At 37.6% G+C, this 17,492-nt stretch carries 9 protein-coding genes; 1 reads left to right on the forward strand and 8 read right to left on the reverse strand.

What is annotated here, in order from left to right; genetic code table 11:
• Positions 1-3: 3 nt before the first annotated feature.
• From H3T46_RS07790 to H3T46_RS07825, 8 genes are all read right to left on the reverse strand, one after another.
• Positions 4-939, reverse strand: a complete 936-nt coding sequence (locus H3T46_RS07790) for an ABC transporter permease (RefSeq protein ID WP_198197013.1) — start codon at positions 937-939, stop codon at positions 4-6.
• The gene (locus H3T46_RS07795) at positions 936-2,003 is read right to left on the reverse strand and encodes an ABC transporter substrate-binding protein (RefSeq protein WP_198197012.1); all 1,068 of its coding nucleotides are present in this window, start codon (positions 2,001-2,003) and stop codon (positions 936-938) included. The genes H3T46_RS07790 and H3T46_RS07795 overlap by 4 nt, the downstream gene beginning before the upstream one ends.
• Before the next feature lie 151 nt (positions 2,004-2,154).
• Entirely contained in the window at positions 2,155-3,429 is a 1,275-nt protein-coding gene (locus H3T46_RS09050) for a glycosyltransferase (RefSeq protein WP_198193409.1), read from the reverse strand.
• A 70-nt stretch (positions 3,430-3,499) separates the two neighbouring features.
• Positions 3,500-4,528, reverse strand: coding sequence for a hypothetical protein (locus H3T46_RS07805; RefSeq protein WP_198197011.1), 1,029 nt, complete (start codon positions 4,526-4,528; stop codon positions 3,500-3,502).
• Between the two features lie 116 nt (positions 4,529-4,644).
• Positions 4,645-7,731, reverse strand: a complete 3,087-nt coding sequence (locus H3T46_RS07810) for a glycosyltransferase (protein ID WP_198197010.1) — start codon at positions 7,729-7,731, stop codon at positions 4,645-4,647.
• Between the two features lie 35 nt (positions 7,732-7,766).
• On the reverse strand, positions 7,767-9,623 hold the full coding sequence (locus tag H3T46_RS07815) for a tetratricopeptide repeat protein (RefSeq protein WP_198197009.1): 1,857 nt from the start codon (positions 9,621-9,623) through the stop codon (positions 7,767-7,769).
• Positions 9,624-9,658: 35 nt separating this feature from the next.
• Positions 9,659-11,227, reverse strand: coding sequence for an HlyD family type I secretion periplasmic adaptor subunit (locus H3T46_RS07820; RefSeq protein ID WP_198197008.1), 1,569 nt, complete (start codon positions 11,225-11,227; stop codon positions 9,659-9,661).
• A gap of 1 nt (position 11,228) precedes the next feature.
• Positions 11,229-13,499 (reverse strand): peptidase domain-containing ABC transporter, encoded by a 2,271-nt coding sequence (locus tag H3T46_RS07825; RefSeq protein WP_370552764.1) that lies wholly within the window; start codon positions 13,497-13,499, stop codon positions 11,229-11,231.
• A 437-nt stretch (positions 13,500-13,936) separates the two neighbouring features.
• On the opposite strand from H3T46_RS07825, the gene metH reads away from it, so the two are divergent.
• Positions 13,937-17,434, forward strand: coding sequence for a methionine synthase (metH, locus tag H3T46_RS07830; protein WP_198197007.1), 3,498 nt, complete (start codon positions 13,937-13,939; stop codon positions 17,432-17,434).
• The last annotated feature ends 58 nt before the right edge of the window (positions 17,435-17,492 follow it).

The following is a 17,492-nucleotide window of genomic DNA, read 5'->3' on the forward strand; positions in this document are numbered from 1 at the left end:
TCCCTACCATTTAATACTTTCTTTTTGCCAACGCAGTAAACGATTCCTAATTTTAAAAAGTAGGGTCATGAAGCTTGTGCACATTACCGCCATGATGATTAAAGCCGCATACATATTTGGATAGGCAGCCCATCCCTGCGCCCATTGCATATAGAACCCGAGACCTGCCTTTACCCCCAGCATTTCCGCTACGACAAGCATATAGAAACAGGAACCCAAAGCCATGAACATCCCTACAAAAACAAAAGGTAAAGCCGCAGGAATGGCAACATGACGAATCAAGAAGGATGAGCTTGCCCCCATCGTTCGGGCAACATCATAATATCCCGGATTGACCCCTGCGATTCCTGACCATGTCAATACTGCAACAGGAAAAGCGGCGGCAAATGCCATTAACAGTTCACCCGCCAACCAACCGGATGGTATAACGGCAAAAAGTAAAGGTAAAAAAGCTACAGGTGGCAAAGGTCCAAAAAACCTCAATACAGGATGGGCCCAATAGCCAAAACGTAAAGACCATCCCATTCCTATCCCGATTAAAAAGCCAATAAGACAACCAAAAATATATCCCCCCAACAGCAACGTTAGGGAATGTAACAGGGAATCCAGTAAGCGATACCAATCTGTTATGAATACATCCAACAATTCCTGTGGTGCACCAAAAAAAGGACGCGGCAGTAACAACCACTTTGCCTGTACAATTTCCCATCCTCCTGTAATAAGAGCTAGAGCCAGCAACCATGGTCCATAATATCTAACTTTATTAAATGGAAGCGTTACTATACAAAAAACTGCTATAATGATACATAGACAGGCAAATTCAGTTGTTCTGGGAAAATCATCAGCATTTTTGATAAAATAGGTAAGAAAAGCAGTCCCAAACCACATTATAAAAGCTGCCAATTGTGACCAATATGCCATTTTTACTTTTTGAATCATAAAGCAAAAATGTCCTCGGTAACTTTATCGGCATACGCATTTATATCGAGAGAAAGAGGAAAAACACCTATTTGTTTTAATTGCTGTGCATAAAAAGATACATTTTGCCGGAGATTGCTGCCAATAACCTGTTGATGAGTTCCTTCTGATTCAAGAATTTCAGTTAACTGCCCAACAGTTGCCTTGGGCGCATAGGGTTTAAAAATTTCAGCCGCCTCTTCCTTATTATGATGCACCCATTGACCTGCTTCCAGAATTGCCTGAGTGAGTGCCTTACCTACCAATGGATCTTTTCTTATCAATGACCCTCTTAAACCGACAACACAGCAGGCGATTTTTGCCCATTCACCTGACATATTGGAATCTATAGTGACAAGATGATGTTCCTGCTTAAGTAAATAAGCCAAGGGATCATCCAGTCCTGCAGCCTGGACCGCCTGACGTTTTATAGCCAAAGGTAGAATGTCAGATGGAAACTGACGCCAATTTACGTCTTTTTCAGGATCTATCCCGATTTCCCTGAAACGCATGCTGAAAAAATTTTTTGCTGGTCCACCAATATCTCCAACACCGATTGTCTTACCTTTCAGATCTGCCAGATTCTTTATGGAACTTGTACCATAAGCCAATAAATGCAAACAGCCAGAATGTAACCCCGCAACAAGTTTAACATCAAATCCCTGCTGTAAAGGTTTCAACCAACGCAGGGCCATACCTGACGCACCATCAGCCTTACCTGTCGACATTGTTTCCAGCATTTGGTCGACAGATCCTGCAAAATCAATAAAATTTACATCCAGATTATATTTACTAAAAAAACCCTTGGCTTGTGCAACTGGAAAGGCAACCGTACATATTGAATCCGCACTCCAAGCAAGTGTTATTTTTCTTGCAGCCCCCTGAAGTTTTTGCATTGTTCCCAAATCAGGAAAATGACTATCCCCAGTTTGAGATTGCTCTTCAGCGAATGCCTGATTTCCACAACGACCGGCGATAAAAGCGGCACCAGAAGCCATTAGAAAGGAACGCGTAAATTTACGACGGCTGATGCGATCAAAATCCATAAGGTTTTTCCTTATTATAAATCAGAGAATTTGGCAAAAAACGTATATATCAGTATTTTTCAATAAAATACAATTTTAATATAACTTAATTTAAAAAAAATTGTAATATACAATAATTTAACGTATTTAAATTCTCTTTTATGGATATGATCTACAGCTCCTCTCCAATCATGGCAGGGGATTTACCCAGACTTAGATCTGGCGTTCGATGATTTATAAGATCATCGATTAATGTATTATAATTATTTAAATAAATATCCATTGAAAGAGATCGTTCAGCCTCTTCCCGAGAAAAATGTCTGATTTTACTTGAAAGATCCTTATTTTCTAGAACCTCCAAAACATTATCAGCAAGTTTTTCTTTATCAAAAAAAGGTGTCAGAATTCCAGTTTTCTGATGAACAATAAATTCTTTGACTGGGTCAGTATCACTTGCAATAATCGGACAACCCATCGCCATCGCTTCTCGTAAAGACCACGATAAAACAAAAGGATAGGTCATATACACATGCGCATCTGACCGTTTTAAAAGTTTGCAAAAAACGGGATAAGACAAAAGCCCGGCAAAATAAATTCTAGTGGGATCCAGTTGATTCCCCAACTGTTGAAGAAAATAGTGTTTCCAGGTCAATTTACCAGGAAGCGCAGCACCATAACTGACTTGATCCCCACCAACTATAACGATTTTTGCGTCTGGACGTTCTTTTAAAATTTTGGGTAAGGAGCGCATAAGAATATGAAACCCTCGATAGGGTTCCAATCCACGGGCAACATAGGTAACCAATTTATCTTTGGGGTGGATGATGAAATCCTCAAATTTCATTGTATGATTATATATATCTGCATCAGGACTGCAAATCTTTAGATCAACCCCTTCTCTCAACACTGTAATTTGTCCACGCGCCCATTCAGGATAGGTTTTCCACTGAAACAACGTGGGGGTCTGTCCCCAACCTGGATTATTCGCAGAGATTAAATTAATGGTATTCTTAATTCTGACCCGTGACGGAAGCAGTTCATCAGATAAAAATTCCGGATCAAATTTAACATCCAATCCATCTGAATGATAATAGAACTCACAATATTTCAATATTGGAACATCAGGATAAATATCCTGAACATTCAACATCTCCCCCCATCCCTGATGACCAATAATGATATCAGGGACAAAACCTAGCTGTTTTAATTTTTTAAGAGTTTGGTAAACTTCCTCTCCTCTTTTAACGGCCTGATGCAATTCGTTCAAGGAAGAGTGCAATTCATTTACGGGATCAATTTTACCGTAAAAGACATTCCGAATTCCCCCAATTGTTCGCCTCGTCACTTGACTGACAAAAACAATTTCATTATCAGGCTTTCCCGCAAGATATTTTATTATATGTAAATACTGACCGGGGAAATTTTGATGTATGAATAAATATTTCACAATTTTAACGAGCTAATTCAATAATTATTAATTAAACATAATTAATTTTGGTAATCAATATTGGTTAAAATCAGCTTTCAGTTTTTTTCTGATTAGATGAAGATTTATGTTTAGCATTTTTAACCTTGATATTAGTTCTTGGTTTTATACTCTTCACATTGCTGGAACTAACATGAGTTTCAGGGACTTCCTTGCTATTTTTTACCTTGTCATGATCAATCAAATCCAGGCTAAATGCCTCTAGAGGCGCAATGGTTTCCGATGAAAGAATGGTATCATCATCGACAGGACCTAATTTAGTTCCATCTATAAAGGTTGCTTTCACGGATAAGGTATATTTTTTCGCGGCATCACCATTCAATCTAACACGCAAACCGCACAAGGGAAGTGACATTCCTCTACTTCCACAAAATTCATTACCCTTATACCAGGGAGAAAACCACCCTTTTCCCAATACAGCCTGATATTCAATATCTTCTGGCTGTATACGATCATCTAATGACAAACCGAATCCTTCAATCCATGTTTTACTGTCTGGAATACCAATCCAATCTCCAAGTTCGACACTAACGTCACCAAGACGTTGAACATGGGCGACAACACGCATTTTGCCTTCTTTTTCAATTTCATTCTGTTGTTGAGCGACCGCACGCTTTGACTGTCTGGCTATTTTTTCATTGATACCCGAATTTTGATTGCCCAATCCATTTGTCAAATTATTTGAATTATCATTTTCAGAAGCATCATTAAGTCGAATAACCTGTAATTGAGGTGCGGGATAATTATTTGATGGATTCCGATAAACTGTTACAAGAACCAAACCAGCATCTCCCGAAATACGTACTAGAACAGCATTTTTTTCAGCGCCTAGCCACCCATCATTTTCAAAAGTCTTGATCTCAACTGTAGCATTCTGTTTGAAGGGAGGAACAGAAATACGCAGGCCGGGCAAACCAAATTCATCAGCCGGAATTTGATTGGCAACATGATAAATACAATATAATCCAGTGTCCAAACTCATTAAATGACCATTTACATTTAAATCAATAATTCGTTGTTGATACTGATTATTATTTGATTGATCATCAGACTTTGACATTAATATATTTCCTTTTTAAAAGATGGCTAAGTATAGCAAAGTTAAAATAACTAAATAATATTTTATTAAAACTAATAAAAAATTAATAATTTCTCAAAACAAATTTTAATTTTTATTTAATGACCAACATATTTACATTCTTTTAATAAAAAATCATTCTGTTTGGCAATAGATAAATTTAACGAAATGACATTTCCTCGTCCTGTTCGCTTAATTCTTTCAGCAATAGCGCCAATATCGTAACTTATTGTCCTCAATCCAGCCCGCCAAGCAATACTTAGTGAATAACACCAGGTTTCCGGACAAATTGACGGGAAAAATGCAAGATCAGCCTCTTGTTCCCGCACCATGGAAACTGCCTCTTCCTCCTTATATTCTCCTGTTACAAATATGCGACCGGAACGCATTAGCAAATCATCATCCACGGAACGACCAACCAATACAAACTCAATCGGCAAATCACGCTTATCAGCATCTTGAAGTAAGGCAAGAATGACATCAAACCCTTTTTCCACTCCAATCGCACCTATTAAGCAAATACGGAAACGGTTTGAACTATTATCTCTAGCTTTGATCTTTCCATTCAACTGGCAGGGCTTTTGAGAAAAGAATGTTAATTGTTTCATAGTGAGATCAGGACGATCGTCTTCGAGAAATTTTAACTCCAACTGTCCCAATTCTGGAAAATGTTTTGAAACACGTTCAAATGCATCATTGGAAGGCACATAAACAGCCCTTGCCTGTTTTAATTCCTTCCATGAATCATGCCACCATTTTTCCATATCAATGAAATTAGGGCTTTCCTCTTCCTTCCACAAACTATTTACACAATTTTGACAAATCTGCAAATCACTCGGATCGCCACAATAATGCATGGTTTCATTTAACAAAACGGTTCTCGGACAAAAAATCAGATAGTCATGAATATATACATCATAAGGTTTATTTATTTTAAGTAATAAATCTGTCATCAATTTATGATGTTTTTTCAAATGATGTATTTCACACGAATCTACAGAAAGAAATTGTAGAAAAATTAGGCATTTTTCTAATTCATGAGGAAAATAAAAAATTAGATTGGGAAAAATCAGGTTTATTTCTTTTTCCAAATTTCTTTTTGATTTGAATTGAATTTCAATCTGACATCCATCCCCCAAAATTATCGGTCTGATCAATACTGGAATAAAGCCCTGGGAACGTAAAATATCTGTTCTTTCTTGAACCGCCCTTTCCACCCCTCCACCAAATTGATGCGTGACCAGTAAAACAAATTGATACTTCTCATGACGTTTCTTTTGAGCATCAAGCAGGATTTGAATTCTATATAGATCAATATTTCGACGGAATGGCAATAACGGATCATCACGTATGAAATCCTGTACCATTTCATCATATCCTGGATAAAGCCGATTGAGAATTTCCGTATTTCTTTTCCCTAATAGTTTTTTTGCATACGCAAATGAAACACCCCCTTTATGTCCTATAAAACAATCAGCTGCCAAAACATGTTTCCAACCCAAATGCCGTGCACGCATGCAAAAATCATTTTCCTCACCATATCCCTGGGCAAATAAATCCTCACGAAACAATCCTGTTTGCGCCAGACAGTCATGTCGGATAAACATGCAAAAACCATGTGCCGTAGGTATCTCTATTAATTGATGCTCGTTTATTTTTTTAAATATTTTTGAAAAATGAAAAATTGTTTGATTATCAGGCATCAAATTCTTCTTATCGTGATAAGGATAAGAATAAATACCCGCATCATTTGAAAAAGGAGTTACCGTTCCAATATTTTCTTCCTGATAAGCGGCCCGACAAAGCGTTTCGGTCCATTTCCCTCCTACAAAGGTATCACTATTTAACAAGATAATATCGTATCCAGGCCAAGCCTTCATACCACTGTTAACAGCAGTGGGAAAACCCTTATTTACCTTATGATTAATGCAAAAAACTTGCTGGTCATCTATGAATTTCTTTAATGAAACAACCAGTTCCTTATCAGGAGAAGCATCATTAACCAATTGAATCTTTACATTTTCCGGTACACTATTCAATACGCTCTGAAGTGCATCCAATGTTATCTGTTTTCCCTTATAAACAGGTATGACAATAACTATGCCCTCTGATGATTTTTTATCTATTACTGGGTCATATCCTTTATAAACTGCTTGAACAGGAAAAAAATGAGCTACATTTGAAATTTTAATATTTTTCTTATGATATGCAGGGGTTTGCATATGGATTAAAAAAGTTTTTGCCCTGAATTCCAAGCTAGGATCCAAAGGACTACCAATTAAATGACGCAAAAACTCATCTTGAACAGAATACATTCCGGCAGAAAAATCATGGATGGGAATTCTAAAAGATTTTGCCTGTAATAAAGGTGTTTCAAGAGTAACAACCTCAATATCATCCTTGGGTTGAAATTGATGATAAATCTTTCCCTTATAATCTTTTATAGTGATTAAAGGTATTCGACTGGGCTCGGCTGGACACCAAACCCACCCGATTAATGTTTCATTCTTAACTTCTACAAACCCAATTGTTAGATTAATTGACTCCAAATCAACAGGACTGCCTACAAAAGGAACACCATCTTGTTCAATACGTAATTTTTTATATTTTTTCTGCCAGCCTGAAGGCAGGATAATTTTTGGCTGATTTGTTTTAATAAATAATTGATTATCCAAATAAATACTGACTGGATAATCATTAAATGAATCTATCCATATTTCATTTAATGAGCCCTTGATACAACAACAGCCGACAATATTTGAAACCTGTTTCAAGAGATTAATAGTTAATAACCATGTTTCCGGGGATGGACTGTAATGAGAAAGAAAATAATTCAAAATTTCAATTAATTGTTTTGAGGATTTGCGAGAAGAATAAATAACTGCTTGTGCTATCCAGCCTTCATAGAAATCATATTGCTTCAATAAAGGCTGCAATAAATCATGGGCACCCTCTAAATTACCAGTTTTTAGATTTAAAACTGCCAAATCAAAGATAATGTTCGGATTGCCTCGTGTTAAATGATGCGCTCTACACATCCATTGAAGTGCAATCTCAATTTGTCCATTTTGCTTAGCTTCTTGGGCTTTTGAATATGCAATCTGTGCATTCTTTCTTAGTTTTTCGAGCCCTTCTGCTTTTTTTCTAGCGTAAACCACTAATTGTGCTTTATTTTTTCCTGACACAACGCCTCACAATTAAGCAATTAAATATAAATTAGCTATGTGTCTTGAAATATAAACAAACCGGGAGCCACTTCCACTTGTTTATTTTTAACAGGTTTCAAATCTTGCTGATTTATTTCCTCATCTAGTGCATTCAATACCAACCCTGCTTCTTTTTCCCCATTATCTTTTGCTTTTTCAAACCAATAACGCGCTTTAGCTATATCTTTATTTCCCGCTAAACCGTCATATAAATAACGTCCCAACATCAGCTGAGCTTTTGAATGACCCAATTCAGCAGCTTTTTCAAACCATTTTTGAGCTTCCTGCCTATTTTCCCTTAAATGATTTCCACCCCCATAAATTGCACCCAATGAAAACATGCCCGATGCATCACCTTTTTCAGCAGCCTTTTTAAAAAATTCTAAAGCTTCCTGAATATGAATTTTTCCATCTTCCGTTTTCCCTTCCGACAAAAGGGAAGCCCATAATAATTGCGCTTTGACTATCCCATGCTCCGCTGAAGACTTGATCCATTTACAAGCTTCTTTAAGATTTTTTTCCCCAGCAACTCCCTGCAACAACATGCGCCCATACCAATATTGAGCTTCTGGATCTTCATCACAACAGATTTGCAACCACTTTTTTGCTTCTTTTTCTTTGTTTAAATCAACTTCAGAATTTTTATTGTTTGTCAATGCCATCGCTAATTTTAACATAATTTTCTTGTTGCCTTTTTCCGCTTGGGGACGCAAATAATTATCGACGACTTCTTCTACAGAAATATATTGAGATTTTGTAAGAGCGATTTCGGCAAGAATATCTAACGCTGGCAAATATCCTTTATCAGCAGCAAATTTATAAAGATCAATTGCCTTATCTACAGCCTTAACAACTCCTAAACCATTAAAATATAAATATCCCAAGGCAAAAGCGGCACCAACATGCTGTTTTTCTAAAAACGCAAACTGATACCATTTTATAGCCTCAGTATAATTAGGTGGTATATCCTTATTACCTGATGCCAGCATATCGGCCAATACCGAAGCAGCCTCTACATCCCCACCTACGGCAGCACGTCTTAACCAAGTTTCAGCTTCAACGAAATTCCGCTCAACCCCATTTCCTTTTCGTAAGGCAATGCCATATAATGCTTGCGCCTGTCGGATACCCAATTCCGCAGCCTGTTTATACAACTGAACAGCATATTCATGATTAATTTCAACCCCCTTTCCAGTTTCATACATAATAGCCAAGGTATAAATCGCCGTACCAAGTCCATTTTCAGCTGCAACTTGCAATAATGCAGCCGCTTTTGAATAATCATCCTGGGTTTTGCTAATTTTTAATAAAAATAATCCTTTCCCCATATAACCTTGCGGTGAACCTTGGGAAATTGACTTATCATACCATTTTATTATTTCATCAAATTGATTTTGTTCAGATGTGATTTCTGATAAGAGGTAAGCATAGAGGGCCTGACCATCAGCAGACCCATTTTCAGCTACTTTTTGAGCCCAATAACGAGCTTTTTCATAATCGGTTTTTAAGTCATCGGAAACTTTAGCCTGTTTTAGGGTAAATATATCATGTCCCGTTACTGCATTAAGTTCGGGAAGTCCACGCATATATAATAATGCAAGCATATATTCAGCGTCATTATAGCCAGCTGATGCTGCACTTTCAAACCATAAAGACGCTTCTTGCAGGCTAAAAGCAACTCCATGTCCATTTAAATAACATAAAGCCAGGTAATATTGAGCTTCAGGGGATTTTAAAGATGCGCCCTGTGAAAAACAATTATATGCTGAAACATATTCTTTTCTTTCATAATGTTTTTTCCCTTTATTCAAAAGTTTTTGAATTTTCTTTTTTCTGACTTTATTCAAGGGATTAAAAAAAACACGCATCATAAATTTCCCAATTCAATTTCACCTTATATTTTACATTACTGTGGATCACGCATTCCTTCTGTTAACTTAGGTACAATACCATTCATTAAATACTGAGCCGCTGTTCTTTTACCAACATGAACATCAGCTGTAACAGTAAGTCCAGGGGTTGGATGAAAAAAATTCGGTATACTGTGCAAAGTGTATTTATTGATTTTCAATCTTACACGATAAAAAGGTTTTTCTCGAAATTGTAAAGGTGCTGCACCCCGACGATTACTCATATCCTGACCTGTATCACCAGGCTGAAAGACATCGGCACTAACATTTGTTACAACTGCTTCCGCTCCACCATATTGTGTATAGGGAAAAGTATCAAATTTTATAATCGCTTTATCACCCAACTTCATATATCCAACATCCGCATCTTGTACAGCAGCTTCAACCTCCAAACCTGTACCAACAGGTACTAGAGTCATAAACGGCATTCCAGAATTTAGTATAGAACCAACAGAACCTTTTGAAATTGAGAGTACAATTGCATCCTGTTCGGCCCTCATCAAAACTTTTTTACGACGAAGTTTCGCCTTTTCATACTCTCCCTTATCTTTTGCCAATTGCCTTTGAATTAAAGTTAGATTCTTATAAACTTCACCCTTCCAACTTTCAATGTAGGCCTGTTTATCAGCCAATAAAGATGCTATTTTCTTTTGCGTGGCATTCGCTGATTGTTGTGCCGTTATTAATTTATCCTCAACATCCATTAAAGTATCTTGCGAACCTAAAGTTGATAGGCGACTTCCCACTTGTTGTTCCTGCAATTTTTTCCGCATCAAATGAATATCAGATGCAACTTGCAATCTCCCTTTCAATACAGCAGTAGTTGCAAGAAAGTTTTTAAGTTGAAACGATTGTTCGTTGATTTTCTGGTTGAAACCATCAACTTTCGCATCATACTCAAGTTTTCTTTTTATAAAACTATTCCCCTGTTCTACTGAATAAGGATTTAATGGGTCCACTGTATAGTTTTTATTAGAAGCTTCGGCCTGCAAACGGTCAAATTCAGCCTGTCCACTTTCAACTTGTAAACGTAGATTATCAATATCGGCCTGTTGAATTGTCGGATCCAAATGAGCCAAAACCTGTCCTTTTGTTACAAAATCCCCCTCTTTAACATCAATTGATTTAATAATGCTCTCTTCCATTGGTTGAATTAACAAAGGTGGATCCACTGAAACCAGTCGACCTTGAGCTGAAACTACTTTGTCAAGTGGAAATACACATAACGCGATAATGGAAAAAAGCGCCAAAGCTCCAATAACCCAAGTAATATACTGGGCAGAAGCCGTTGGCGGCATATTGATAATAGCTGCAGTAGGTGAAGTAAACTCTAGTAAAGCTATCGGCATATCAGCTTGAGATTCTGCCGTGTTATCTGCTGCAGGCAAATATCCTTCTGGTATGCTTGCCTGTTCATCATTCAATGAAACATCTTTTTTTTCTGAAGTTTTTTTTATTTTTTTTTCAGTAGAATCTGTCAATTCATTAGAAATATTAGATTTTTCATTGTTATTTTCAGAATTCACATTTCCTGGCAATTGATTTTTATGATTATCATCCACCATTTTATGTTCCTTCCGTAATTACAGGTTTCTGGGCTTCATTCTTTTTTGAATGCTTTCTTTCATCAACATGTCGATTTTGCTGCAACCATAAAGTACGATAAATTTCACAGGTTTCTAATAATTGTTCATGTGTTCCAATTGCCTGCATTTCACCCTGATCCATAACCAGTATTTGATCACAATTCACTAATGATGATAATCGATGTGAAACAATAACCATCGTTCTTCCCTTGGCAATTCGCTCCAAATTGGCATTAACCAATGCTTCACTTTCAGGATCAAGAGCGGATGTTGCCTCATCTAGAATCATTAGTTTTGGGTCTAGAATAACAGCTCTTGCAATTGCAAGACGTTGCCTTTGTCCTCCTGAAATGTTCGTTGAGCCCTCTTCGATAAAAGTGTCATATCCAGCGGGCATACGCTCTATAAATTCTTCAGCGCCAGCCATTCGTGCTGCCCAGATAACCTTTTCCATTGTCAATCCTGGACGTCCAGCGGTAATATTATCCCTAATTGTTCCACGAAACAAAAAATTATCCTGTAAAACAACACCAAAAGAGCGCCTTAAATGGGTAAGATTGATTTCACGCAAATCTACACCATCCAGCCTTAGAAAACCTTCATAATTTCGGCTTACGCCCTGCAAAAGACGTGTTATAGTGGATTTACCGGATCCACTACGCCCCACCAAACCCAACATAGTACCTGCTGGGATTGAAAAACTTAAATCTTTTAACGCCCGACTACTTCCTCCAGGATATGTAAAATTAATATTTTCAAAGGATAGTGCACCAATAATCTTTGGTCTCAATCCTGTAGTCAACGCTTTTGTTTCCGTTGGATTATTTAAAATTTCTCCCGCTTGAACTAATGAGGTTTCTACTTCTGTTATTACAGTCATTAATTTAGCCAATCCAACGAGAGGAGCCGCGACACGCCCTCCCAGCATCATAAAAGCGACAATTGCACCAGCATCAACTCCCGCTGTTGGATTGGTTATACAAATAAAGGCACCAATTAAAATAATCCCTCGATTGATAAAGAAATCCAACGGCATAACCAATGTTTCAGGCCAATTTTGCATACGCGTTGTTGATAACCGCCATTTACAAACTTCAGCAACAATATTATCCCAATTACGACGACGGGAAGGTTCCAAAGCTAAAGTTTTAACAGTTCGTATACCTGCAACGGTTTCATACATTGCAGATCCACGCGTCATTTCCGCTTCAATACGATTACTATAATAATATGTTAAGGGTTTAATAAAAATAACTACAATTAAACCGATCAAACCTGCCGCAACAACCGTCAGCCATGCTAAAATAACGCTAATATAAAATAAGAAAGGTAAAATAACAATTAACGTAAACATATCCAGAAAAGTTGTCATTAATCGGCCCGTGATAAAATCTCGCACTTGATATATCTGAGAAACCTTCCCGATTAAACGGCCTGCCTGTTGTCGTTCAAAAAATTCCAATGGCAAAGAAAGTAAACGATTATAGGTATGAATAGATATACGAGCATCCAAACGTGTTGCCATAACGTTGGTAATCTCTCGTCTGGCATAACTAATTAAGATCTCATAAAAACTTAAGACAATCAACAACCCACTAATTGATATCAGTGTCGCCATTGATTGAAAAGCAACCACACGATTTACTACCTGCATCACTATAAAAGCAGGAAAAATTTGCAAAATACTTATTATCATTGAACTTATTGAAATATCACGCAAGGAGGCACGTTCACGCAATACCATTTTGAAAAGCCATTTAAAATCAATCTTATCTTCACTTTCAGAAAGATTTTTATTTCGCTTTACAAGAAGAATATCACCCGTCCAGGCCTGCCTTAAGCGAATTTCTTCAACAGGGATAGGAGGTTCACCTTCCCCCTTCAACGGATCTCTTAAAAAAACAATTCTTTTTTCAGGATTGACACCCACCATCAACCCTGCGGAACCATCCTTAAACATTAGTACAATGGGAGGTGAATTATACAAGCGTATCAAATATCGCCATTTCAAACGCATCCCTTTAGCAATCAACCCCTGACTATTCAGCCAGCGTGCCAAGGTTGCCGGGGACGGTGAGTCTTCACCAGGCTCAGCTGCAAAATCACGTATATCTAGATCAACCCCATGATATTTTGCAGCTGCCATTGTTGCCCGTAAACGAATCATCATTGGGGAAAGCTTCTGCGTTTTCCCTTGATTATTGCTTTGCCCTGCTCCTAACTGTATGGAGCCCTTATCTGGTTGATCCACCGATCATCCTTTATCAATTAAATTAACAAAATATTTTACAAATTTTTAATAAGAACAGCTTTTTAATATGCAGTTTTCATTATCATAAATTTATTTGACCATTAAAATAAACAATAAAATCATTATCCTTAATCAACTATATCTATTAATGCTTTGTAATTTTTCTGCCAAAATATCATTATCATTTTAATAATTCAATTCTTTTCATGCTGAATATGCAATAAATACTATAATGAGTTTTACCCTATCATTCTTTTCACATATCTTCAAACCGGACTTGGAGTATCAAAATTAATTCAAATAATTAAAATGCGAAATGGACCTCTTATTCTTTTTTTTATTTATTTAATAAATTTCATTTTATTAAAATTATGGTAGATATTTCAATTCAGTATCCTGATTTTAATAAATAAAAAATTCTAACATCAAGGTTTTCTATGTCCAAACAAAGTCAGCTTTTGAATCAACTTCATGAACAGATTCTTTTATGTGATGGAGGAATGGGATCCATCATTCAAGCACTTGATCTAGATATTAACAAAGATTTTTGGGGAAAGGAAAACTGTACAGAAATCCTTAATTTATCTAGACCCGATTTGATTAGGGATATTCATAAACGCTATTTTGCAGCAGGTGCAGATATGGTGGAAACAAATTCTTTCGGAGGATCTTCCATCACCCTATCCGAATTTGACCTTCAGGACCAAACAAGAGAAATCAACAAACGTGCCGCTGAAATTGCCAATGAAGCCGCAAATTCATTTGCTGATAAAAAAAGTAGATATATCCTTGGATCAATCGGACCCGGGACTAGACTACCCTCCTTGGGAAATATTGATTATGATTCACTTGAAGATGCAATTACAGAGCAATGTAGAGGTTTGATTGAAGGAGGTGTTCACGCTTTTTTAATTGAAACATGCCAAGATCTACTTCAAATCAAGGCTGCTGTAAACGCAACCAAAATAGCATTAAAAGAAGCTGATATTTTTTTACCAATCTTTGTACAAGTAACCATTGAGACAACAGGTACCCTTCTTGTTGGAAGTGATATCGCTGCCGCAGCGACCGTCATTGAAGCGTTGGATGTTCAAATGATGGGAATGAATTGCGGAACAGGTCCTCGGGAAATGGCCGAGGGTATCAAATGGCTTTCTCAATACTGGCCGCATTTAATTTCGATGCAACCTAACGCAGGATTGCCAGAACTCGTCAACGGTAAAACGCACTACCCACTCTCTCCAGAAGAAATGGCTGTTTGGATGTCCCATTATATAAAAGAACAGAAAATAAATATGATCGGTGGTTGCTGTGGAACTAATCCTAATCATATTGCTGCATTTGATCAGATGCTCAAAAAAGAAGCGGCTTTGGGGGGATGCTTCACAGACCGACCAGCCTGTATACCCAGAAGTTCAATATGGATTCCCTCGGTTTCAAGTCTTTTTACCCCCACACCTTTAAGACAGGAAAATAGTCTGTTTTCGATTGGGGAACGCTGTAATGCCAATGGCTCTAAGAAATGGCGTGATTTACAGGATCAACAAGATTGGGATGGATGCGTTACAATCGGTCGTGAACAACTGAAAGAAGGATCAAACGCCCTGGATGTTTGTATGGCCTTTGTAGGTCATGATGAGAAAAAGGATATGAAGGAAATTATTCCTCGCCTCACGTCATCTATCAATGTTCCTCTCGTTATAGATTCTACTAGTACGGAAGTGATTGAAACTTGTCTTAAACTTCATGGTGGAAAACCCATCATTAATTCAATCAATTTTGAGGATGGTGAAGAAATAGCGGCTCATCGTTTAAAACTGGCCCGTAAATTTGGTGCCGCTGTTGTTGCATTAACCATTGATGAACAAGGAATGGCACGAACACCTGAAGACAAATTACAAATCACCCGTCGATTAGTTGATTTTGCCTGTAACAAATATGGCCTGCCTCACTCCGATTTGATGATTGACCCTCTTACCTTTACTATTGCCACTGGAGTAGAAGATGACCGTAAACTGGGTTTATGGACCTTACAAGGGATCAAAGCCATCCACGATGAATTTCCTGACATTCAAATTGTGCTCGGATTATCCAATATATCATTCGGACTTAATCCAGCCGCCAGAGCAGTTTTGAATTCTGTTTTTCTTTATCATGCCCAGAAAATGGGAATGACAGCTGCCATTGTTCATGTTTCTAAAATACGGCCCATGCACCTTTTGGACAAAGATGAAGTTAAAGTCATTGAAGATTTGATTTTTGATCGAAGAACTGATGATTATGACCCACTCAAAAAAGTTTTAGAAATTTTTGCTGATCGTAAAGCCACACAAGTGGCAACTCGCGCTGTCGCTACCACCATTGAAGAACAATTGCATAACCGAATTGTAGATGGAAATCGCAAAGGTTTGGAGGATGATTTAAAAAAGGCGATGGAAACCTATGCCCCCCTTGAAATAATCAATTCCCTTTTACTTAATGGCATGAAAACGGTAGGGGAATTATTTGGATCTGGGAAAATGCAGCTTCCTTTTGTCTTGCAATCTGCCGAAACAATGAAGGCAGCCGTATCCTTTCTTGAACCTTTTATGGAAAAGAAAAATAATGAAACCAAAGGTACGATGATCTTGGCAACGGTAAAAGGGGATGTACATGATATTGGCAAAAATCTTGTCGATATCATTTTAAGCAACAACGGTTTCAAGGTTGTCAATCTAGGCATTAAAGTACCTGTAGCAGACATGATTAAGGCAGCAAAGGAACATAATGCTGACGCGATCGGCATGTCTGGATTATTGGTCAAATCAACTGTTATCATGAAAGAAAACCTTGAAGAAATGGCGCAACAAGGCCTCAGCATACCTGTTCTACTCGGAGGAGCAGCTTTAACACGTGCCTACGTTGAAGAAGATTGTGCGGAAATCTATAAAAAAAATAACGGGATGGTTGCCTATGCCAGGGATGCCTTTGATGGTTTGACACTTATGGAACAATTAACCCATGGTGATTTAGATAATTATCTTGCTGCCCAAAAAATCAAAAATAAAAAACCCAAACGTCCAGAAAAAAAGGAAAAAACCATTGTAGCTCCTTTTTCCATGGAAGAATCATCCTTGCGAAGAAATAAAATGACTTCTCACGAACCTCCCCTCAATCCACCATTTTGGGGGGCGCGAAAGTTAGAAACCAGTTTAAAAGCTGTTTTACCCTTCCTAAACGAACGTTCTTTATATCAATTGCAGTGGGGAATGAAAAAGCAGGGAAAAACGCTGGAAGAATTCCTGCAAGATGCGAAAACAAATTTACGACCAATCCTATATAAATTGATCCAACAATGTGAGCAGAAAAAAATCCTTCAACCACAAGCCGTTTATGGTTACTGGAAAGCCGCTGCGAGCGCTGAGGACCTAATCCTCTTCGATAGGGATGGGAAAACCGAATTGTGCCGATTTACCCTTCCAAGACAGCCTGGCAATCAACGCATTTGCATCACTGACTATATCCGGGATTACAATGATCCCATTCGTGACGTAATTGGCTTGCAAATTGTCACTGTAGGTCAAAAAGCTTCAGACACAGCCAGAATCTGGTTTGAAGAAAACCGTTACCAGGATTATTTATATTTGCATGGTTTATCTGTTGAAATAACCGAGGCAATGGCTGAATATACGCATCAACGAATGAGGGCAGAGCTAGGTTTCAGTAGTGAAGATGATCCTGATATGAACAAGCTGTTGATGCAAAATTACCGTGGGTCCAGATATTCCTTTGGCTATCCCGCTTGCCCTAATCTTGAGGATCAAAAATATATATTGAATCTTCTTGACGCAAAGCAGATTGGAATCTCCCTATCTGAAGAATGGCAATTGCATCCAGAGCAGTCAACGTCAGCTTTGGTAATTTTTCATCCTAAAGCAAAATATTTTATTGTATGACAATAAAAATATGAATTTCATTGACGCAATAAACATTCACATTTAATTTAGGTGACAA

This window comes from Commensalibacter sp. M0133 (assembly GCF_016101485.1).
GTDB lineage: Bacteria > Pseudomonadota > Alphaproteobacteria > Acetobacterales > Acetobacteraceae > Commensalibacter > Commensalibacter melissae.